Source organism: uncultured Roseivirga sp. (assembly GCF_963973945.1).
In the GTDB taxonomy this organism is placed as follows: domain Bacteria; phylum Bacteroidota; class Bacteroidia; order Cytophagales; family Cyclobacteriaceae; genus Roseivirga.
This window is the reverse complement of record NZ_CAXBBV010000008.1, coordinates 37,444-58,884: the sequence shown is the minus strand read 5'-3', so window position 1 is coordinate 58,884 and position 21,441 is coordinate 37,444. Positions and strand designations below refer to the sequence as shown.

At 40.6% G+C, this 21,441-nt stretch carries 15 protein-coding genes; 13 read left to right on the top strand and 2 right to left on the bottom strand.

What is annotated here, in order from left to right; translation table 11 throughout:
* Positions 1-106: 106 nt before the first annotated feature.
* The gene (locus AAC026_RS13635; protein WP_339699015.1) at positions 107-721 is read left to right on the top strand and encodes a Pr6Pr family membrane protein; all 615 of its coding nucleotides are present in this window, start codon (positions 107-109) and stop codon (positions 719-721) included.
* Between the two features lie 80 nt (positions 722-801).
* On the opposite strand, the gene AAC026_RS13630 is transcribed toward AAC026_RS13635, so the two are convergent.
* On the bottom strand, positions 802-2,109 hold the full coding sequence (locus AAC026_RS13630; RefSeq protein ID WP_339699013.1) for a M20/M25/M40 family metallo-hydrolase: 1,308 nt from the start codon (positions 2,107-2,109) through the stop codon (positions 802-804).
* 157 nt (positions 2,110-2,266) lie between these two features.
* Here AAC026_RS13630 and hrpB point away from each other — a divergent pair, with 157 nt between their 5' ends.
* From hrpB to AAC026_RS13590, 8 genes are all read left to right on the top strand, one after another.
* Positions 2,267-4,750, top strand: a complete 2,484-nt coding sequence (gene hrpB / locus AAC026_RS13625) for an ATP-dependent helicase HrpB (RefSeq protein WP_339699011.1) — start codon at positions 2,267-2,269, stop codon at positions 4,748-4,750.
* A gap of 246 nt (positions 4,751-4,996) precedes the next feature.
* On the top strand, positions 4,997-7,240 hold the full coding sequence (locus AAC026_RS13620) for a T9SS type A sorting domain-containing protein (RefSeq protein WP_339699009.1): 2,244 nt from the start codon (positions 4,997-4,999) through the stop codon (positions 7,238-7,240).
* A 34-nt stretch (positions 7,241-7,274) separates the two neighbouring features.
* A complete protein-coding gene (locus AAC026_RS13615; protein ID WP_339699006.1) occupies positions 7,275-7,898 on the top strand; it encodes a hypothetical protein in 624 nt (207 codons plus the stop codon).
* 69 nt (positions 7,899-7,967) lie between these two features.
* Entirely contained in the window at positions 7,968-8,564 is a 597-nt protein-coding gene (locus tag AAC026_RS13610) for a hypothetical protein (RefSeq protein WP_339699003.1), read from the top strand.
* 392 nt (positions 8,565-8,956) lie between these two features.
* Entirely contained in the window at positions 8,957-10,219 is a 1,263-nt protein-coding gene (locus AAC026_RS13605; protein WP_339699000.1) for an alginate export family protein, read from the top strand.
* A gap of 206 nt (positions 10,220-10,425) precedes the next feature.
* Positions 10,426-11,892 carry a copper-containing nitrite reductase gene (gene nirK, locus AAC026_RS13600; RefSeq protein WP_339698997.1) on the top strand — a complete coding sequence of 489 codons (1,467 nt, stop codon included), beginning with the start codon at positions 10,426-10,428 and terminating at the stop codon, positions 11,890-11,892.
* Between the two features lie 14 nt (positions 11,893-11,906).
* Positions 11,907-12,692, top strand: a complete 786-nt coding sequence (locus tag AAC026_RS13595; protein ID WP_339698993.1) for a formylglycine-generating enzyme family protein — start codon at positions 11,907-11,909, stop codon at positions 12,690-12,692.
* A 46-nt stretch (positions 12,693-12,738) separates the two neighbouring features.
* The gene (locus AAC026_RS13590; RefSeq protein ID WP_339698990.1) at positions 12,739-13,329 is read left to right on the top strand and encodes an SCO family protein; all 591 of its coding nucleotides are present in this window, start codon (positions 12,739-12,741) and stop codon (positions 13,327-13,329) included.
* A gap of 21 nt (positions 13,330-13,350) precedes the next feature.
* Here the strand turns inward: AAC026_RS13590 and AAC026_RS13585 are convergent, their stop codons facing one another.
* Positions 13,351-14,403: an AI-2E family transporter gene (locus AAC026_RS13585; protein ID WP_339698988.1), complete on the bottom strand. Its 1,053-nt coding sequence runs from the start codon at positions 14,401-14,403 to the stop codon at positions 13,351-13,353.
* Between the two features lie 211 nt (positions 14,404-14,614).
* On the opposite strand from AAC026_RS13585, the gene AAC026_RS13580 reads away from it, so the two are divergent.
* The 4 genes from AAC026_RS13580 (at position 14,615) to AAC026_RS13565 (ending at position 21,425) form a co-directional block, all read left to right on the top strand.
* Positions 14,615-16,654, top strand: a complete 2,040-nt coding sequence (locus AAC026_RS13580) for a S9 family peptidase (protein ID WP_339698985.1) — start codon at positions 14,615-14,617, stop codon at positions 16,652-16,654.
* A gap of 260 nt (positions 16,655-16,914) precedes the next feature.
* Positions 16,915-18,717 (top strand): translational GTPase TypA, encoded by a 1,803-nt coding sequence (typA, locus tag AAC026_RS13575; protein ID WP_339698982.1) that lies wholly within the window; start codon positions 16,915-16,917, stop codon positions 18,715-18,717.
* A gap of 208 nt (positions 18,718-18,925) precedes the next feature.
* Positions 18,926-20,020, top strand: coding sequence for an ATP-dependent 6-phosphofructokinase (locus tag AAC026_RS13570; protein WP_339698979.1), 1,095 nt, complete (start codon positions 18,926-18,928; stop codon positions 20,018-20,020).
* A gap of 115 nt (positions 20,021-20,135) precedes the next feature.
* Positions 20,136-21,425: a serine hydrolase domain-containing protein gene (locus tag AAC026_RS13565; protein ID WP_339698976.1), complete on the top strand. Its 1,290-nt coding sequence runs from the start codon at positions 20,136-20,138 to the stop codon at positions 21,423-21,425.
* Positions 21,426-21,441 lie beyond the last annotated feature (16 nt).

Sequence of the window (21,441 nt, the reverse complement as noted above, 5' to 3'; positions counted from 1 at the left end):
TTCAAAAAAGAGGCTTTATAGTTTGCTAGATGCTTATTGTTCCAAAAGAATTTAGGTAATTACTAGAGGATATCTTTGATTCAATAACCTTGTGAACAGTCTTAAAATGAAAAGAACCTTATCTGTAATTTTTGCTCTTATCGTTTGGTTCGCTGTAGTCGCGCAGTATTACATAATGTTAGAAAACAGGGTTACGGGAATTCCAGAAACTACAATTCGGTTCTTTAGCTTCTTCACTATCCTTACCAACTCCTTGGTGGCCATTTACTTTACTGATCAGGCGATTTCAGTAACCAAAAGCACTAGAGCTAACAGCTCTGGCTTTTTAACCGCAATTACAGTTTACATTACTATTGTGGGTTTGGTTTATCAAATTTTACTTCGTCAAATATGGGAGCCTCAAGGCTTAAGCATGTTAGTAGATGAACTGCTGCATTCAGTAAATCCGTTGTTAGTCATATGCTTTTGGTTTTTATATGAAAACAAATCAAAAATCAGTTACAAGCAGATTCCTAAATGGCTTGTTTTTCCACTTGTCTATTTGATATTCATACTCTTTAGAGGGAGTATTTCTCAATTTTACCCCTACGCTTTTATAGACGTATCTGCTCTAGGTTTATCTCAGGTTTTAATCAATTCAGCGGCTTTAGTTTTAGTGTTCGTTGTTATGTCTGCCTTATTCGTTTTTAAAGGTAGGTGGCTGAGCAAGAAGAGCGTTTAAGTTTGTAAAAGTGTCATTATAATATAAAGAGGCTCATCCGCAAATTGCAGATGAGCCTCTTTTATAGGTTTATATCCAGTTTATCTTAACCCACTTGGGTCAACTCTGGTGGGTGTTTGTTCACCAGAAATCATTCTTTCTGCGGCTTTAGCAATGGCCTTAATGGTATTCGTCATGTGTGCCATATCTAAAGTACTTACTTCATCAGAAGCTTTATGGTAATCTTGATCAATATCGATTTGTGTAGTACTAATCGAATGAGCAGGAACTCCCAACCTAGCCAATGTAGCATTGTCAGATCTGTAGAATAAATTCTGAGTTGGGTAAGGGTCTGGGTAGAAAGTGTATTCCGTTCCTTCAACCGCCTCTTGCAATAATTTACCAAAACTAGACTTTTCGAAACCTGTAATCCATGCAGTGTTTGGCCCTTCCTTCGCTCCTTTTCCAATCATTTCAATATTGAACATGGCTACAATTTCATCTGGATTCAATTGCTCAGAGAAATGTCTTGAACCATACCCACCACTTTCTTCGGCAGTAAAAGCAACAAAAACAATTGTTCTTTCGGGCTTCTTGCCCATTGCGGCAAAATACTTCGCCAAAGTAATTACCGCTGTAGTTCCAGAAGCATCGTCATTAGCACCATTGAAAAGGTTATCCCCTTCCATTCCCTCTCTAATGCCTAGGTGATCATAATGCGCACCAAATAAAACAATTTCATTCTCTCTATTACCTGTAATCTTACCTGTTACATTAGAAAGACTTTGGGCCTTAACCGTGTTTTCAATTTTAACATTAAGGCTTTTGATAGCCGTGTTATTCGTCAAAACCATTACAGTAGCATCATTATTATTCACTTCTGTTGCCCTATTTGCTCTTAGCGTAAAGTTCTTTACTCTACCAAAAAAGTCTTTGTGAGCAGGATCAACCAGCACTAAATTTTTACCCGACATTCGGCTGATTTCACCATACTTTGACTGAAAATTATCACTAGCAGCCACGGTATGCACAGTTACCCCTTCAAGCTCTGGCCATTCTAGGCTTTCGGCACTTGACATGGTGAGAAAGTTTTGAGGTTCAACAACCTTTCCATCTACCGATATAATCGCATTCCCTGGAGTAATCGAATAAATATTAAACTGCTGATTATAGCTATCCATTCCTTCCAAGTATTCTAACCCAGCTTTCTTAAATTCCTCTTGAATAAATTGCGAGGCTTTTTCAATTCCCGGAGTAAAAATCATTCGGCCTTCCATCTCATCAGAGGCCAAAGTGGTAATAATTCTGGTTACATCTTCTTGATTAACTTCTGGCGGGGTTTGGCAACTAGTAATGCTTAACGAGGAAGCTGCAAAAAATGTGAGGAGCGATAAAATGGGCTTTTTCATGGTATAATCATCAATTTGTTTATGGTGTGAATTTAGAATAATTTTCTTCAACCATTGCAACCGCTGATGTCATTCAAAGCTTTTACCCCAAACCATTTTAACCTTAATAAAAGCATCTTAATTTTACGTTCACTTATACCTCATAACTCAGCAGACTTTGTCTTTCGACCCATATTCTATCCAGCTTCCAGTTACCGAAATTATTGACGATGTACGTCAACACCTTTCTAACGCAAACACACTTATTGTAAACGCGCCTCCTGGAGCAGGAAAAAGCACCCTTTTACCCCTTGCTTTATTAAACGAACCTTGGCTAGAGGGAAAGAAAATTTTGATGTTGGAGCCAAGAAGGTTGGCCGCCAGAACCATTGCTGAACGTCTCTCTTATTTTTTAGGTGAACCAGTAGGACAAACAGTTGGGTTTAGGATTAGGTTTGAAAATAGAACCTCTGAAAAAACCAAAATAGAAGTGCTTACCGAAGGAATTCTAACAAGAATGATCCAAAGCGATAATGCGCTTGAAAATGTAGGCTTGGTTATTTTTGATGAATTTCACGAACGCAGCATTCATGCCGATGTAGCTTTAGCATTGTGTCGTGAGGCTCAGCAGGTATTACGTACCGATTTAAGAATCATGGTCATGTCGGCCACCCTGAATATGCCACAACTAACTTCGTTGTTGAAGGCACCTGCAGTAATAAGCAAAGGCAAGCAATATCCTGTTGATGTGCGCTATGAAAACGACATTGACGAGTTTTTAATGGCCGAACTCTGTGCCAGAACTGTAATTAAGGCTGCTAAAAGCAATGAAGGTGATATTTTGATTTTCTTACCCGGCCAACGGGAAATCCACACCGCCAACGAAATACTAAGAAAAGAACTAAGAGGCTTTTCTATCCACATGCTCTACGGTTCGTTGCCCCAAAGGCAACAAGCCGCAGCCATTCTTCCTGATAGAGACGGGAAGAGAAAAGTAGTTTTGGCTACCTCTATTGCAGAAACCAGTTTGACCATTGAGGGCATTAAGGTAGTGGTAGACAGTGGTTTTGGCCGCACCTCTAAATTCGACCCCAATTCTGGCTTATCTCGATTAGAAACTGTTCGTATTTCAAGAGATTCGGCTGATCAACGGGCAGGAAGGGCTGGCCGATTAAGCCCAGGAGTTTGTTATCGTATGTGGTCCATGGTAACCCAACAGCGATTAACTGAGCATATTACGCCAGAAATACTTGAAGCAGATTTAGCTTCATTGGTACTCGACATGTCGCAGTGGGGCATTACAGATGTGCAGCAAATGACTTGGCTCACTCCTCCTCCAAAGGGCCCTTTATCTCAAGCCACTGATTTACTCCATCAGTTAGAAGCTCTGGAAAACGGTAGAATCACCGAGCATGGAAAAAGCATGCTCCGATTACCCTGCCATCCACGAATCGCTCATATGTTGCTTATGGCTGAAGAAGATGATCAACTAGAATTGGCTACAGATATTGCAGCCTTACTTGAAGAACGCGACCCACTTGGCAGAGAGGCGGGTATTGATATCAATACTAGAATTGAAGCCCTCAGAACCCACAGAAGAGAAAACCGAGACAACCGCAAAATGGGACGTATTGAGAAAATTGCTAGTCAATACAGAAGCCTTTTTAATATTGAGCCCGACAATAATGGCATCGACCCATTTGAAACTGGTGTTTTGCTGACGAGGGCCTACCCTGAAAGGATTGCTTTTGCACGCCCCGGCAACAATGCTCAATTCCAACTTTCTAATGGACGCTATGCCATGGCAGACCATAGAGAAGACTTGGCAGATGAACCTTGGCTGGCCATTTGCCATATTGACGCCAGAGAAGGGATGGGGAAAATCTTTATGGCTTCTCCATTGAACCCTCGTGATTTAGCCCCTTTGGTAAAGGAAAAGGAAGTTATTACTTGGGACACTGATGAGGGTGGCCTAATTGCTACCAAGGATTTACGCATTGGAAGCATTGTATTACAAAGTAAGCCTCTGCCCGCTCCAGACGAAAGTCATTTGGTTGCGGCCATTTCTGAAGCTTTGAAAAAAGAAGGTGAGAAACTTCTTGATTTTAATGAAGACGTTCAACAATGGCAAAACAGGATTCTTAGTTTAAGAAAATGGAATCCACAATACCAATGGCCAGAGGTAAGCACTTCTAGCCTTCTACAAACCAATGCCGAATGGCTCAGCCCCTATTTAACCAATGTAAAACGACCTGAAGATTTAAAGAAAATTAACTTAAAAGAAGTATTGCAACACAGCCTTACTTTTGAGCAACAGCAACAGTTAGACAAACAGGCTCCAACACATATCAACGTTCCCAGCGGTTCTAAAATCAAGCTAATGTACCGCGACAATGCCGAACCGCCTGTATTGGCTGTTCGTATTCAGGAAGTATTTGGTTTGACCGAAACTCCAAAAGTAAATGACGGTAAACAATCCATTTTGCTACATCTGCTTTCTCCTGGTTTTAAACCTGTTCAAATCACTTCCGATTTAAAGAGCTTTTGGGCTGATGCCTATTTTGAAGTAAAGAAAGAGCTGAAAAGGCGTTACCCTAAACACGTTTGGCCCGATGACCCATGGAATGAGCCTGCGATTAAAGGAATCAAGAAGAAGGTATAAGAAGTAAGTGATTCTTTGTTGTCTTCATTTATCTTATGCCCCTCTTTGAATCTGCTTTGCCTATATAGTACACTAGCCATATCCAACACTAGCCTCATTAATACAAATAATCAAATATTTTAGTGCTATTTTAAAACCAAATTTAAAAAATCAATTATATAAGCTACGCAGTACCAGCTACATCTATTTGGAACTTTCAATTTATACCTTTAACTTCTTGCACTATAAGTATAAATACCAACTCATATGAAATATATCGTCACTCTAGCTGTACTCATGTTATCCATCGCAACAGGGGTTGCACAAGTCCAAACTCAAAGATTAAGCCCACAAGAACTTAAAAGCGTAAAAAGATTCAACCCTAAATCTTTGCCAGCGGCTGTTAAAATGCCCGTAGTTGACGTTAACGCTTTACTAGCTGAAGATGAGCTTGAAAAAGGCTTAGGCCTCCCTTTTCGTTTTGGAAAAGCCATAGATGTTGATTTGGGCTTAGAAAATGCTGGAGAATGGAAAAATGTTCAGGGTGGACGTATTTGGAAATTACCCATTACCTCTGAAAATGCATACTCCATTAATTTAATTTTCAAGAGCTTCTTTTTGGCCAAAGGCGCAGAATTGTACATCTACAATCAAGAGCAAACCATGCTTATGGGGCCAATCACCCCCAAGGATAATAAGAAAAGCAAAAGATTTTCCACAGATTTAATTCAAGGAGAGGGAATAGTTCTTGAGCTATTTGAGCCTTCAGAGTCAAATGGTGAAAGCCAATTACACTTGGAGAAAGTAATCCACGGATATAAAAATACTTTTAAGGCTGGCGGCACTGGATTCTCTGGTGACTGTAACATAGATATTAACTGTCCACAAGGCACTGATTGGCAGGATGAATCTGATGCCGTGGCAATGGTGCTATTGGCAAATGGTACAAGGAAGTGTTCAGGGACATTACTCAATAACACGAGTCAAGATTTCACCCCTAATTTCTTAACTGCCTTTCATTGCCTTAATGTTGAATTTCCAAAAAATACTATTTTGTCCCAGCAAGAAATTGATCGTGCGGAAGACTTTGTATTTCGGTTTCAATACAAAAGCCCCACTTGTGGCGGTGGAGATGATACTAATTTTATGAGTTATAGCGGTAGTACTTTTAGATCTGGATGGTATAATTCCGATTTTGCACTGCTGGAATTAGATCAACAGCCCGAAGTATGTACAAAAATGGCGGGTTGGAATCGTGGCACTCTTCCTGCCACTTCAGCAACTGGAATTCATCACCCATCAGGTGATGTCATGAAAATATCACTTGATATCAATAGCCCAGTTAAAGAGGCTAGCCCGAATATTAATGTAGTACCAAGTGATAACTTCTGGAGTGTCCGTTGGAACCAAGGAGTAACTGAGGGTGGTTCTTCAGGGTCTGGGCTTTTTGACCAGAATCATCGCTTAATTGGCCAATTGGAGGGCGGAGATTCATCTTGTGCAACACCATTTGCAAAAGACTTATATGGCCGTTTTGACATATCATGGACTGGTGGCGGCACTCCCCAGACACGCCTAAGCGATTGGCTTGACCCAGGCAACACAGGGGCATTATCTATCAATACCAAAAGCCCAATATCTATTAATATTGCCCCTCCTATTCTGTGCAGCGTTAATCCAACGGGAGGTGTCTATACCATTTCTAATGCTCCTGTGGGGGCGACCGTTACTTGGGTGGTAGGGGCCGATATTGATATAGTGTCTGGTCAAGGAACTAATAGTCTTACTGTAAAAGCATCGGACGCTTACGTTTCTGGTTTTAGGGAAATTTGGGCCACTGTAAATGCCAGTTGTGGCCCAGTTGTGCTTTCAAAAACAATTTGGATAGGAGAACCTGCGGCCCCATCTGGGAATGTTACTGGCCCTACTGAAGTAGATGCCAGTACCACCCACCTTTATCAAGGCAGCCCTGCTGATGGTGCCACTTCTTATCTGTGGTGGTTACCCTACCCTTTTCAAGTCGTTCCATCCTTAGGTGGTCCAGCAAACGACTGGCAAATGGAGAATACCACAATCCATTCTCAGTTATTGGCCTATACTGGTATAGACGGAAATAGCGGATATGTTCAATTGATGGGTGTTAATGACTGTGGTACTGGTGGAGCGAAAATTTTATGGGTAGAGCACTCGGGAGTACTGGGAGGCCCTGGAGGGCCTTACGATCTAAGGGTGAGTAACTCAGATGGTATAAACATTTATCCTAACCCCGCTGAAAATAAAACCACGGTTGCCATTGCACCAATAGAGACAACAGCCAAACAAACGGAAAACCCAACTCAAATTACGGCTATCAAAATACTCGATGCACAAATGATCGAAAAAATAAGCATGCGACTCAACAAGCCACAATCAGAAGTTACGGTTGACGTTAGCAGACTAAAAACCGGTGTTTATCAGGTTTTGATAGAAACAGACAAAGGATTATTTACTAAAGGTCTAATTATTCAGTAACTTGAGTTACGCTTTAAAATTAAATTATCAGGCAATGAAAAACTTCAAACTTAAACTGTCTCGGCATTTATTCTGCGCACCTTATGCCAAACTAATTTTATTATTATCATTTTCAATGTTGTCAGCATGCAGTAGTGATGATTTAAAAACAATTGAGGAAGTACAAATTGAAGGCGGTCATCAAGTGCAGCGCACCGATGGTGATTTCGAATTCAAATACGGGTTATTCAATGACCAAGGTCAACCCACCACTGAGTTTAAGCAGGGTGACATAATTATTTTTAGCTTTTGGATCAAAAACGATACGGAGCAATATTGGGACTTACTGCAATCTGAATATAAAGATTTTTTTAGGGTATATAAACTAGAGGGAATTGCTCATCAAGTTGATATGGGACAGCCCCATGATGGAATGTTCTTTACAAAACAACTTGGGGTGGAACCAAGTTCGGACAAGGTTCTTAAGTTTGAATTACCTTGGATTGTACCAGAAAGTGCTAAGCTTGATAAGACATTGTGGAAACAAGGCAGAAATGCACCACCTTTAGAAAAAGGGGTCTATAAAACAACATTCGATCAGTCATTTGATTTCCGTATTGGTGGGCAAACCTATGAAACAGCCTTGTTAAGTTTTATCATTGATTTTACTGTGAATTAGAAGGTGGTTGTCGCTATCTGTAAAACTTAAAACATGGTAGTTTAAAGTTTGAGTTGTTAATAAAGAGTAATGAAAGAGATTTTTAAGCTTTACTTCAAGCTGACATTAACACTCTCCATTGCAATCCTATCGGCTTGCAGTGGTGATGAAATACAAGTCATTGAAGAAATTCAAATTACTGGCGGGCATCAAGTGGAACGTGTTGATGGTCAGTTCGAATTTAAATACGGCTTGTTTAATGATCAAGGCCAACCAACAACAAAGTTTAATCAAGGTGATAAAATAATTTTTAGCTTTTGGATTGTCAATAATGGTAATGTAGATAGTTTTTTAGATTGGGCGCAGTATGAAGATTTTTTTAGAGTCTACAAATTAGTAGGCGTTGATAGCAGGGCTGATTTGGGTCAACCACATATTGGGATGTTTTGTAATAAAAGCGGTGGCAGATACTTCAACTCACAAGGTTTAATCAAGTTTGAGTTGCCTTGGGTTGTGCCTGCAGATGGCATTGATGGTGGTCACTTATGGTGTATAGGTCGTAACGCCCCACCATTGGAGAAAGGCAGCTATAGAACAGCATTCGATCAATCATTTGAGTTCAGTGATAGTGGAAGAGTTTATGAAACAGATGTATTGAGTTTTTCCATTGATTTTACTGTGAATTAGGAAGTGATCTTTACGATAGGCAAAGCTTGATCTGTTAACCTAAAGCTTCATAAAGACAACGAACCATTTAATCAAAAAAGGCAATTCACACACTCATTTAATTAGGTTGACAAAGTCATTTTTAGCTTTTGGATGATCAATGATATTGATCAGGTATGGATCTTAATTCTAAATAAGAATGAAGGTTTTTTGTATACTTGAAGAGCCTCACACTAGATTTTATTGGAGAGAATACCCTTCTAACAACCTTGCGATTAAAGGAGTAAAGAAGAGACCGTAAAATTAACACCTTTCGAATCTGCCATTCTATATCACCTCTTAAGCTGATATAAGTCATAGTGTACACTATGATTTCAAACAACTTTTGTATTCGACAATAAAACAAAAATGTCATGAGAATACTGAAAGGAATATCCGTAGTGTTTTTTTTACTCTTTTTTTCAAACCTCCATGCGCAGATCAGTGTAGATGCGCAGCTGAGAAGTCGTTTTGAATACCGTCACGGCTACAAAACGCTATTTCCAGACAATACAGACCCCGCTGCATTTATTGGGCAGCGCACCCGCCTAAATGTTGACTATAAGAGTGAAAATCTCGATGTGTTACTGAGTTTTCAAAATATTAGCGTTTGGGGCGATGTACCCCAATTGAATACCGCGGATAGAAATGGCCTCATGATTTATCAAGCTTGGGCAAAAATTCATTTGACCGAAGCATTTGCGATTAAGGCTGGTCGTCAAGAAATTGATTATGACGACAGTCGGATCTTTGGCAATGTGGATTGGTCAACCCAAGGAAGAAGCCATGACGCCTTGCAGTTGAAATGGCAAAACAAGGGCTTCAAACTAGATGTTGGCTTGGCTTACAACCAAACGAACGAGCAACTCACAGGAAACGACTATAACATTTTAGGGACATATAAAACCTTTCAGTACATGTGGCTTCACAAGGATTGGAATAATTTTTCTGGAAGCTTTCTATTCCTGAACAATGGTTTACAACACATTGACAATGCCAACAGTCAGAACAATGAAGTACGATACAGCCAAACTGTTGGAATCCACACCAACTACAAAAAGGACAAACTCGGGCTATCCTCTAACCTTTATTACCAAGGCGGGAAAGACATCACCAACAGTAGCCTGAACGCCTACCTCCTAGCCTTATCTGCTGACTATCAAGTTTCGGGAAAATCGAAAGTTGTACTTGGTGCGGAAATGATCAGCGGCAATGATAATGGGACGCCTAGTAACCAGAAAAACAAAGCTTTTAGCCCACTGTATGGCACCAACCATAAGTTCAATGGGTATATGGATTACTTCTATGTGGGCAACCATTATCCCAACGTAGGCTTAACCGATATTTACTTTACCAATACCACCAAATTAAACACCAAAAGCAGCTTAGCAGTGACCTTACACAACTTCTCAGCAGCTTCTGAAATAGCCGGCAGTACTCAAAAGCAATTGGGCAATGAAATAGATTTGGTGTTTTCTCATGCGGTACAAAAGAGTATCTCCTTGAAGGTGGGCTACTCACAGCTTTTCGCTTCTGACGGTATGGAGGTTTTAAAAGGAAATTCTGACAAAAACACCAACAATTGGTTTTGGGTTATGCTGGACATTACTCCTACCCTTTTCAAAGGAACTGACTGATTTGACTGCTCTTCAACAGAGTTGATCAACAGCCAATTTAAACACAAAGAAATCAAGCACTTAACTCATTGAAAAACAGTGAAAAAAGCACGTCCAATATGAGTATAAATCATACAAAAACATGACCTAAATCATGTAGTGACGCTTGCCCCACACTTACCTTTATTACAAGAAAAGAAGCCATACACAACAAACAAATTAACACTATGAAAAACATCTCGTTTAAACCGCTCAAGGACATAAAAAGGGCCACATTATTGGTGCTTTTTCTAGTCACTCTGGCATCATGTTCAGATGACAAACCTAAAACCAAGAACGCTAAGGATATGCTTATTACTGGGCAGATTACTGCGGATCTTACCTCTCCACCAAAAGTTCCTGTTCCGATTGGGGATAGAAAAGCCAAAAAGCTAATTGTGAATATGGAAATCCTTGAACAAGAAGGCACCATGACCGATGGCGTAAAATACATCTATTGGACCTTCGGTGGTTCAGTACCGGGTAGTTTCATTAGAACTCGTGTAGGAGATGAAGTAGAGTTTACATTATCAAATCACCCAGACAACAAATTACCTCACAATATTGATTTACATGCAGTAACAGGCCCTGGAGGTGGTGCAGAATCTTCTTTCGTTGCACCGGGTCACGAAAAAACATTTTCTTTTAAAACGTTAAACCCAGGGTTGTATGTGTACCACTGTGCTACAGCGCCTGTGGGAATGCATATTGCCAACGGAATGTATGGTCTAATCTTAGTGGAGCCAGAAGGTGGTTTACCTCCTGTCGACAAAGAGTATTATGTTATGCAAGGTGATTTCTATACAAAAGGAGCGAATGGTGAGCGTGGTTTACAAGCATTCGACATGCAAAAGGCTGTAAATGAAGATGCCGATTACGTGGTTTTCAATGGCAAAGTAAATGGGCTTACTGGCGATAATGCACTTACTGCAAATGTTGGTGAAACTGTTAGAATATTTATGGGTAACGGTGGCCCTAACTTGGTTTCTTCTTTCCATGTTATCGGTGAAATTTTTGACAGAGTATTCGTTGAAGGCGGCACTTTGGTAAATAAAAATGTGCAAACCACACTAATTCCAGCAGGTGGCGCGGCCATGGTTGAGTTTCAAGTAGACGTTCCCGGCACCTTAGTCCTAGTAGACCACTCCATCTTCAGAGCCTTCAATAAAGGAGCTTTGGGCATGCTAAAGGTTTCAGGAGAAGAGGATGAGAAAGTTTATTCAGGAACACAAATGGAAGGTATTTACCTACCTGAAGGTAGTGGAATCCAAACAATGCCGTCCACAGCTACAGCCAAGGAAGAGGCACCTCAAGAATTATCGCTTGCAGAAAGACTGAACCTTGGTAAAAGTGTTTATCAACAAACTTGCTTTGCTTGTCACCAACCTGAGGGTCAGGGTATCCCAGGTATCTTCCCTCCATTGGCGAAGGCTGATTATTTAAATGCAGATGTTGATCGAGCAATAGATGTTGTATTGCACGGAAAGTCAGGAGAAATTACTGTAAATGGCACAAAGTATAATAGTGTGATGACAAAGCAAACCCTGACCGATACTGAGGTGGCCAGTGTACTTACCTTCGTTTATAACAACTGGGGTAACTCCAAGAAAGAAGTTACTTCAGCCATGGTGAAAAGTAGAAGAAACGCTAAATAAATTATAAAACAGAAATGAACTCCTTTTACAAAAAAGTACTCGCATCATGCCTTTGCTTAGCCTTACCGTTTACTGCCTTTGCGCAGAAAGACAATATGGCTTTAGTGAAAGGCGGTGAATTTATTCCCTTATATGGTGTGGATACTATGACCGTAAAAGTGAGTTCATTTTTAATGGATGTATATCCGGTTACAAATGCAGAATATCGACAGTTTGTGATTGAACACCCTGAATGGCAAAAAAGCCGCGTAATAAAGTTATATGCAGACGACAGCTATTTAGTAGACTGGGAAAATGACACCACTTTCAGTAGAAACTTCCTTCCTAACGCGCCTATTACTAGTGTATCATGGTTTGCCGCCAAAAACTACTGTGAATGTCAGGGCAAAAGACTTCCTACCGTAGACGAATGGGAATATGCCGCCATGGCCGATGAAACCACCGCAGATGCGAGGAGAAAGGAAGAATACAACAAGTTCATTTTAGCATGGTACGAAACCTCAAATACTGTAAAGAAACCAGTGGGTTCCACTTTCAAGAACTATTGGGGAGTATACGATTTGCATGGCTCGGCATGGGAATGGGCTTTGGACTTTAACTCAGTGCTTATTTCAGGTGAGTCTAGAAAAGATGTAGACAAAGACAGTGATCTTTTCTGTGGTAGCGCAGCAGTTGGTGCTTCTGACCTTATGAATTATGCAGCCTTTATGAGGTATGCCTTTAGAGGCAGCATTAAAGCACGATACTCAATCAAGAACCTAGGTTTCAGGTGTATTCAAGAAGTCAATACAAACCAATAACCCATTTCACAAAATGGTTAAACGCATACTTAAACAAACCTTCAAGATGAAAAAACTCTCCATATTTGCGATAAGTTTAACCATTCTATTCTCTTCTTGTGGAAGTCAAAAAAAGCAAGAAGTAGCAGAAGTGAGTAAAGATATTTCCGAGCTCTCCATCTACAACCTCCCCTCGGTTTGGACTTCTCAAAACAATGAGACTACTGAACTTAAAGACCTAAGAGGCGATGTGCTAGTGATGGTGATGATTTATACTACTTGCCAAGTCGCCTGCCCAAGATTAGTGGCCGACATGAGAGACATTGAATCCAAATTACCGAACAACAAGAAGAAAAACGTAAAGTTCATCTTGGTCAGCATAGACCCTGAAACTGATACGCCTGAAAGATTAATGGAGTTCGCTATTGAAAATGAAATGGATTCCGATCAATGGCTTTTCCTTAGAGGTTCAGAAGACGATACCCGAGAGTTTGCCGCGGTATTGGCAGTAAACTATAAGAAAATTTCTCCCATGGATTTCTCCCACTCTAACATCATCAGTGTATTCAATCAAGAAGGAGAATTAGTTCACCAAAAAGAAGGACTTGGGGTTAACAATGGAGAAACGGTACAAGCCATAATAGACTTAGCAAAGTGATTGCACTTGTACTTACCTTTGTCATTCGCTATTGGTGATTTTATCCCCTGACAGTTCAGCCAAAGGCTTTAATGGCTCTATTTCTTTAATGACAATACGCGCCATTGCAGCCAAAGGCAGAAACAAAACCATTCCCGCCAAGCCCCAAATGTAATTCCCAATAACCAAGGCCATAAGCGAAGCCATTGGGTTCAACTTCATGCTTCCCCCAACAATTTTTGGGGTAAGAAAATTACCCTCTAAGGACTGAATTAGAACAATACAGCCAATAAGGCCAAGCGCAATAAAGTGGTTATCGTAGGTAATATAAGCGTAAATCACAGGCAGTGAGGCGCCAATGGTTGTACCGATGTAAGGAATTATGGCCAATGTAGCGGCCACAAAAGCAAAGACTAGTGAATATTTTAGACCAAACGCATAAAAAGTGATGGTATACAGTGTGGTGAGAATAATGATTAGTAAGCCCAAACCAGACATATACTGTTGCCCTGTTTTAGCTAACCTCAGTAGTAACTGAGTATGTTCTTTAGCATTGGCTTTACTGCCTAAATGAGTTATCACATCCGCTATACCCTTTCGGTAAAGTAAAATAAGAAAGGTAAAAACTAAGGCTAGAGTACCATAAGTCAGCAATAAACCCGTGGTTTTGAAGGTACCTCCTATCAGTGGCATTCCAACATCACCAAGCATGTTCTTCATATTTTCAGACACTTCTTTTTCATCAATCGACATCATTCCAGCGGGTACTTTGTCATTAAAAAACTCAGCAATTTTTGCTGAAGTATTCTCAATATTGACATCGGAATCCATAGACTGTGCCACTTGAAAGATTTGGAAAGTCATTAAATAACCTACAAAAAAAACGATAATACTCCCTGTTAACAGCGGTATAAAAATCGACAAAATGGAATTAAAGCCTTTGGACTCCAACCATTGTACTGGCCGTAGGTAGAAAGAAACGCCAATAAAAGAAAAAGCCAAGGGAATAAATAAAAAGCCACCTTGCTTAAGGATGAGCACCCCTAATACAATAACGATAAGAGTGTATGCTGTCTTTGAGAGAGAGATTTTCATATTTCGAACATTTCTAAAACCCTGCCACAGTACAAATAGCCTAATTTGTTAAAGAGCCACGATTAACCTTTTTCATAATAGCGTAATTTATCCACACATGGGTATTTTATCACCAATTGACTTAGTCATTAGTATTACATATTTCGTCAATTCGATTGCCCACCATTGCCGATTTAACTAACTTCAACACCACCACCAAAACCTACGATAGATGACAAGATCAACCACAGCCACTCGAGTGGCCTTATTCACGTTATTGGCCATTATTATTTCGCTTCCGCTTAAATCTCAGGTTTCCGACAAATTTGAAATGTTGGATATTTTCAACCTAGAATACATTTCTGACCCTCAAATTTCACCGGATGGAATGAGAATAATCTATGTGAGAAATTTCTCAGATATTATGACTGACAAAGGCTTATCAAACCTGTGGATGGTCAACTTTGATGGTACAAATAATCGCCCCCTCACCACAGGCGAACAAAGCGACCGATCTCCAGTCTGGTCACACGATGGTAAGAAGATCGTTTACTTCTCAAACAAATCTGGTGAAACCGAACTTTACTTAAAGTGGATGGATTCGGGCGAAGAGCAAGTAATCGTTAACTCAGAAAAATCTCCATCCGGAGTAAAATGGTCACCAGATGACCGGTACTTGGCCTTTAGTATGTTCGTTGGAACAACCAAAGTTTCACCTATAAAAATGCCAGCCAAACCAGCAGGTGCCGTATGGAATGCTCCACCAAAATATATAGACAACCTGAACTGGAGAAGTGATGGCGTTGGAGAATTACCTTCAGGAAATCAACAATTGTTTACAGTACCCGCTACTGGCGGAACACCAAGGCAATTAACTGACACCCCTTTTAACCACTCTAACCCTGAATGGGGGAAAGACGGAAAGCATTTATATTTCAGTGCAAACATGCGCGAAGATGCTGAATATGAAAGCCAAGATTCAGACCTGTACTCTCTCAGCATTGCAGACGGAAAACTCACCAAACTAACAAATCGATATGGCCCAGATGGAAACCCTAAAATATCCCCAGACGGAAAAAAAATAGCCTACATCGGCTATGACGATAAATTCAAAGGCTATCAATTGAGTCAATTGTACATTGCTAATGTTGATGGGTCAAACTCCACTATCATTTCAGAGAAATTTGATAGAGATGTAAATGGTATTGAATGGGCTGCAGATGGGAAAGCCTTATATTTTCAGTATACAGAATTTGGGCATACTAAAATTGCGGAAATCGCTACGAATGGGAAAGTAACGGATATCACAGAAGGCTTGGGTGGCCAATCACTCGGCAGACCCTATACCACTGGTGAATTTAGCGTTAGTGGCAACGGAAACTATGCCTACACCTGGGCAGAGACTTATGAGCCCTCCGATTTAGGGGTTGGAAATAATGGCAAAAACCAACGCATCACAAAAGTAAACGAAGACCTATTTGAGTATAAAGAACTCGGTATAGTGGAAGAAATATGGTACGAGTCATCAGCTGATGGAAGAAAAATCCAAGGCTGGATTGTGAAGCCTCCCAAATTCGATCCCAACAAAAAGTATCCCCTAATTTTAGAGATCCATGGCGGACCATTTTCGAGCTATGGAGCATCATTCTCGGGTGAGATCCAATTGATGGCCGCAGCTGGCTATGTAGTGCTTTACACCAACCCTAGAGGAAGCACAAGCTACGGAGAGGAGTTTGGCAACCTCATCGACAAAAAATACCCAGGAGAAGATTACGATGATTTAATTTCTGGTGTTGACGAAGTGATCAGTCGAGGCTATATTAACGATAAGCAGTTGTTTGTAACTGGAGGAAGTGGTGGCGGAGTGCTGACCGCATGGATCATTGGGAAAACAAAAAGATTTGCTGCGGCCGTAGTAGCAAAACCGGTAATCAATTGGTACAGTTGGGCGCTTAATGCTGATTTACCGATAGTCGCTACAAAGTATTGGTTCGATAAAATGCCTTGGGAAGCCCCAGAAGAATTTATGGCGCGCTCCCCTATTTCATTAGTCGGCAATGTCACCACTCCAACCATGCTATTGACTGGCGAATCTGACCTGCGCACACCAATCCATGAAACCGAACAGTACTATACCGCTTTGAAGTTGCAAAAAGTTGAATCGGCCATGGTAAGAATACCAAATGCCTATCACGGAATTGCCTCAAGACCGAGCAATTTAATAGCCAAAGTAAGTGCAATTCTTACTTGGTTCGAAAATCACAAGAACTAGAATTCATAATTACTCAAGCGACAAAACTATTTAGAGCAAGGATGAAAACACCTTGCTTTCCATAAGAAATAGAGTCATAAGTGGCTCTATTTCTTATAAATAGCCATATAAAGTTTTCCATTTTATAAATTTCATCAGAATCTACTACTCGTTCAATAACCAATTTGCATATTCTCACATCTCCTTCATATTCATTTAATAAAGAAAGCACAATTATTAAATCGGAATCCCTACCTTTGCGGCTTCAATTTTAAGCTGTCATGCAAAGCATTAGAAACATCGCGATTATCGCACACGTTGACCACGGTAAGACAACCTTGGTAGATAAAATTATCCACGCTTCTCAGATTTTCAGAGAGAATCAAGAAACTGGTGACTTAATACTGGATAACAACGACTTAGAACGTGAAAGAGGAATTACCATTCTTTCTAAAAACGTTTCTGTCGTTTACCATGGTGTTAAGATCAACATTATTGACACTCCTGGTCACGCAGATTTTGGCGGTGAAGTAGAGCGTGTTCTAAGAATGGCCGATGGTGTTCTTTTGCTTGTTGATGCTTTTGAAGGTGCAATGCCTCAAACTCGATTCGTATTAGGTAAAGCATTAGCACTTGGATTAACTCCTATTGTAGTAGTCAACAAAGTAGACAAAGAAAACTGTAGACCTGATGAGGTTCATGAGCAGGTCTTCGACCTAATGTTCAACCTTGACGCTACAGAAGAGCAACTAGGTTTCCATACCATTTATGGTTCTTCTAAGCATGGCTGGATGAGTACTGATTGGAAGCAACCAACTGACAACATCTTTGCGCTTTTAGATAAAATATTGGAAGTAATTCCAGAAGCACCTTCTCCAGAAGGTATTCCACAGTTCCAAGTAACTTCACTTGACTACTCTTCTTTCGTAGGAAGGATTGCCATTGGTAGAGTATACCAAGGTAAGATTGAAGAAGGAAAAGCAATGGGCTTAACCAAAGCTGATGGCACTGTAAAAAGAGTTAGAATTAAAGAACTACAAGTTTTTGAAGGCTTGGGTAGAGTAAAAGTTACCGAAGTTAAAGCAGGTGATCTTTGTGCTATTGTAGGACTTGAAGGTTTTGAGATTGGTGATACACTTACTGACTTCGACAACCCACAACCACTAAAAAGACTTAAAATTGATGAGCCAACAATGAACATGTTGTTCACCATCAATAACTCTCCTGGCTTTGGTACCGAAGGTAAATTCGTGACTTCAAGACACTTGAGAGAAAGACTTTACAAAGAAATTGAAAAGAACCTAGCACTTAAGATTCAGGAGACTGATTCTGAAGATAAGTTCTTGGTGTTTGGCCGTGGTATTCTCCACCTTTCTGTATTGATCGAAACGATGCGTAGAGAAGGTTACGAGCTTATGGTAGGTCAGCCACAGGTTATTTATAAGGAAATTGATGGTAAGAAATGCGAACCAATCGAAACATTGGTAGTAGATGTACCTGATCACGTTGCTGGTAAAGTAATTGAATTGGCCACCCAAAGAAAAGGTGAGCTTAAGATTATGGAGCCAAAAGGCGACCAACAACATTTAGAGTTCGAAATTCCTTCAAGAGGTTTGATCGGTTTAAGAAACAACGTGCTTACCGCAACTGCTGGTGAGGCCGTTATGAACCACCGTTTCAAAGAATACCAACCATTGAAAGGTGAGATCAAAGGACGTTCAGTAGGATCATTGATCTCTATGGAAACTGGCCCTGGAACTGCCTATTCAATTGATAAACTTCAAGACAGAGGCGTATTCTTTGTTGCTCCGGGCGAAGAGCTTTACACAGGTCAGGTAATCGGAGAACATAGCCGTGAAAACGACATCGTAGTAAACATCCAAAAAGGAAAAAAACTGACGAACATGCGTGCGTCAGGTTCAGATGACAACTCTAAAATCGTTCCTCCTCGTAGGTTCTCTTTGGAAGAGTCTATGGAGTACATCCAAAAAGATGAATACTTAGAAATAACTCCTAAGTCGATAAGAATGAGAAAAATATGGTTAGACGAGAGCACTCGTTTAAGAATGGCGAAAAAGGATTAATTCCTTTTCAACCTCCAAAATTCAAAACTCCTGAAATCAATTTCAGGAGTTTTTTTGTTTATTAGCTTTAACATTGAGCTGGATTTAGAGAAACCCTCCAAAAGTTAAATTCAAACGAACATTCAAACCTAGATGGTTTCACTTAAAGCTTAAACAGCAACTTTTGGAGGGTTCGTTTATCCTGAAATTGGTAATTAAGAAAGGTAGCATGAAGAAGATACTTGTACTTACTGGAGGTGGCGATTGTCCTGGCTTAAATGCCGTCATCCGAGCGATCGTAAAAAGAGCCGACCATGAAGGCGATGTAGAAGTATACGGTAGCATAGAGGCCTACAATGGCGTACTTCGCTCTCCACAAGAAATTATCAGACTCACTAACAAAACAGTGGCCGGTATTCACGTAAAAGGCGGTACCATTATAGGTACGACCACCAAATCCGATCCTTTCCATTACACTATTACAAAAGAAAATGGTAAGATAGAAACCATTGACCGTTCAGATGAAATGGTGCAAATGATCAAAAACATGGGCTTCGACTGTGTGATTAGCATAGGAGGCGATGGCTCTCAACGCATCAGTAAAGCCTTATTCGATAAAGGCATGCCTGTAGTGGGCGTTCCTAAAACCATTGACAATGATCTCTCCGCTACCGATTACACCTTCGGCTTTCAAACCGCAGTGCAAGAAGCTACAGATGCGGTAGACAAATTGGTTTCTACTGCAGAAAGCCACCACAGGGTGATTATTTTGGAAGTTATGGGTCGAAGTGCAGGCTGGATAGCTTTACACTCTGCCATTGCTGGCGGAGCTGAAATCTGCCTTATTCCAGAAATACCTTATGATATTGAAGCCGTCAAAGAAAGAATCGAATCTCGGTACAAAGACGGTAGAGGATTTGTGAACATCGTTATTGCAGAAGGCGCTAAACCTAAAGACGGAACCATTACAGCCAGAAAAAGTGATGAGGCAGGCTACCAAAACTTGCGTCTTGGAGGTGTAGCTTTCCAACTTACCCAACAATTGAAAGAGGTAGGCTGCAAAGCCGATATCCGTGAAATGGTGCTCGGCCACTTACAAAGAGGCGGTAGTCCAAATGCCTTCGACAGAGTTTTGGCTACTCAATATGGTGTTAAGGCCATGGAAATGGCTTTGGCAGGAGAATTCGGTAAAATGGTGACCTTCAAAAACAATGAGATCAGTTCGGTGTCATTGGAAGCAGCCACCGAAGCCTACAATAATGTAGACCCACTCTCCTATTTGGTACATGCAGCCAAAGGAATTGGGATTTCCTTTGGAGACTAATACACCTTACTTCACAGCCTCTATCACAACTTAACAGCTATCTCCTTTTTAGGAAATTGGCAAGAGGTAGAACTCTTTTCAACCATTGTCCTTATCTTCTCCTCAAATTCGACCAATGAAAAAACTAGCCTTACTTCTCCTCCTTTGTATTTCAATCTATTCCTGTACCAAAAGCACTGAGCTAAAAGTCCACTCTCCTGGAAGCTTCGAGACTGAAAGTGTAGGTGTTTCATCAGAAAAACTGGCAGAAATTGATCAACTCATTCTGAAAGCCATTAATGATAAAAAGCTTCCTGGGGGAACATTTTTACTCGCCAAAAATGGCCAAGTGGTGTATAACAAAAGCTTTGGCTACAGAACTTCTAAAAAAGAAAAAGCTTACCAAAACGATGATATTTACAGAATTGCTTCAATGACCAAGGCCATTACCTCAGTAAGTATTATGCAGCTTTACGAGCAAGGAAAAATAGGTTTGGATGACCCTGTGCATCAATACATCCCTTCATTTAAAGATCAAGTAGTACTTGATACGTTCGAGCCTTCCGACTCAAGTTTTACAACAGTACCTGTAGAAAAACCCGTGACCATCCGCAACCTCCTAACCCACACTTCGGGTATTGTTTACGGAAGCTTTAACCCTGGAAAACTGATGGCAGTTTACGAAAAATACAATATGAACGTAGGTTTCTCGCACCCTACTTGGTCCACCGAAGAGTGGATTGACAAACTGGCCAAAGTACCTTTAGCACATCAACCTGGAGCAAAGTTTTCTTACGGCCTCAGCATGGATGTTTTAGGTAGGGTGATTGAAGTGGTTTCAGGTCAGCCTTTGGACGAATATTTCAAGCAACACATTTTCGACAAGGCTGGAATGACAGACACCTATTTCTACTTACCCAAAGAAAAGTTCGATCGTTTGGTACCTGTATATACCAAAGCGCAAGGGCAACTGATCACTTTAGATGAAATGGGAATGGCTACTCAAGCCAGTTATCCAATGGAAGGGCCTAGAAATATTTTTGCAGGAGGCGGAGGCCTTACATCTACCGCAATGGATTACGCCAAGTTCATCAATACACTTGCCATAGGCGGTGGTGATATTTTAGGGGCAGAAGCCCTGAAAGAAATGTCGAGTGATCAAATGCCCAATGTGATTACTGATTACAAAGACAATAATGCTGGCCAATCCTTTGGTTTGGGCTTTACGGTGTATTTGGATAGCGAAAACAAGAGAAGTCCAAAATCAGCAGGCACTTACGAATGGAGCGGATACTTCAATACCAAATTCTTTATTGACCCTAAAGAAGAAATGGTGTTCGTGGGTATGACGCAGATTGTGCCTTTCAATGACAATGCTTTTTGGAACAACATGTATAAGCTAATTTATGAGGCAATAGAAGATTAAGACAGCACAGTGCAAC

Excerpts from the sequence above, each read along its gene's own strand:
- AAC026_RS13635 (WP_339699015.1), top strand. The coding sequence starts at position 107 with ATGAAAAGAACCTTATCTGTAATTTTTGCTCTTATCGTTTGGTTCGCT.
- AAC026_RS13630 (WP_339699013.1), bottom strand. The coding sequence starts at position 2,109 with ATGAAAAAGCCCATTTTATCGCTCCTCACATTTTTTGCAGCTTCCTCG.
- AAC026_RS13620 (WP_339699009.1), top strand. The coding sequence starts at position 4,997 with ATGAAATATATCGTCACTCTAGCTGTACTCATGTTATCCATCGCAACA.
- AAC026_RS13615 (WP_339699006.1), top strand. The coding sequence starts at position 7,275 with ATGAAAAACTTCAAACTTAAACTGTCTCGGCATTTATTCTGCGCACCT.
- AAC026_RS13610 (WP_339699003.1), top strand. The coding sequence starts at position 7,968 with ATGAAAGAGATTTTTAAGCTTTACTTCAAGCTGACATTAACACTCTCC.
- AAC026_RS13605 (WP_339699000.1), top strand. The coding sequence starts at position 8,957 with ATGAGAATACTGAAAGGAATATCCGTAGTGTTTTTTTTACTCTTTTTT.
- nirK (WP_339698997.1), top strand. The coding sequence starts at position 10,426 with ATGAAAAACATCTCGTTTAAACCGCTCAAGGACATAAAAAGGGCCACA.
- AAC026_RS13595 (WP_339698993.1), top strand. The coding sequence starts at position 11,907 with ATGAACTCCTTTTACAAAAAAGTACTCGCATCATGCCTTTGCTTAGCC.
- AAC026_RS13590 (WP_339698990.1), top strand. The coding sequence starts at position 12,739 with ATGAAAAAACTCTCCATATTTGCGATAAGTTTAACCATTCTATTCTCT.
- AAC026_RS13585 (WP_339698988.1), bottom strand. The coding sequence starts at position 14,403 with ATGAAAATCTCTCTCTCAAAGACAGCATACACTCTTATCGTTATTGTA.
- AAC026_RS13580 (WP_339698985.1), top strand. The coding sequence starts at position 14,615 with ATGACAAGATCAACCACAGCCACTCGAGTGGCCTTATTCACGTTATTG.
- typA (WP_339698982.1), top strand. The coding sequence starts at position 16,915 with ATGCAAAGCATTAGAAACATCGCGATTATCGCACACGTTGACCACGGT.
- AAC026_RS13570 (WP_339698979.1), top strand. The coding sequence starts at position 18,926 with ATGAAGAAGATACTTGTACTTACTGGAGGTGGCGATTGTCCTGGCTTA.
- AAC026_RS13565 (WP_339698976.1), top strand. The coding sequence starts at position 20,136 with ATGAAAAAACTAGCCTTACTTCTCCTCCTTTGTATTTCAATCTATTCC.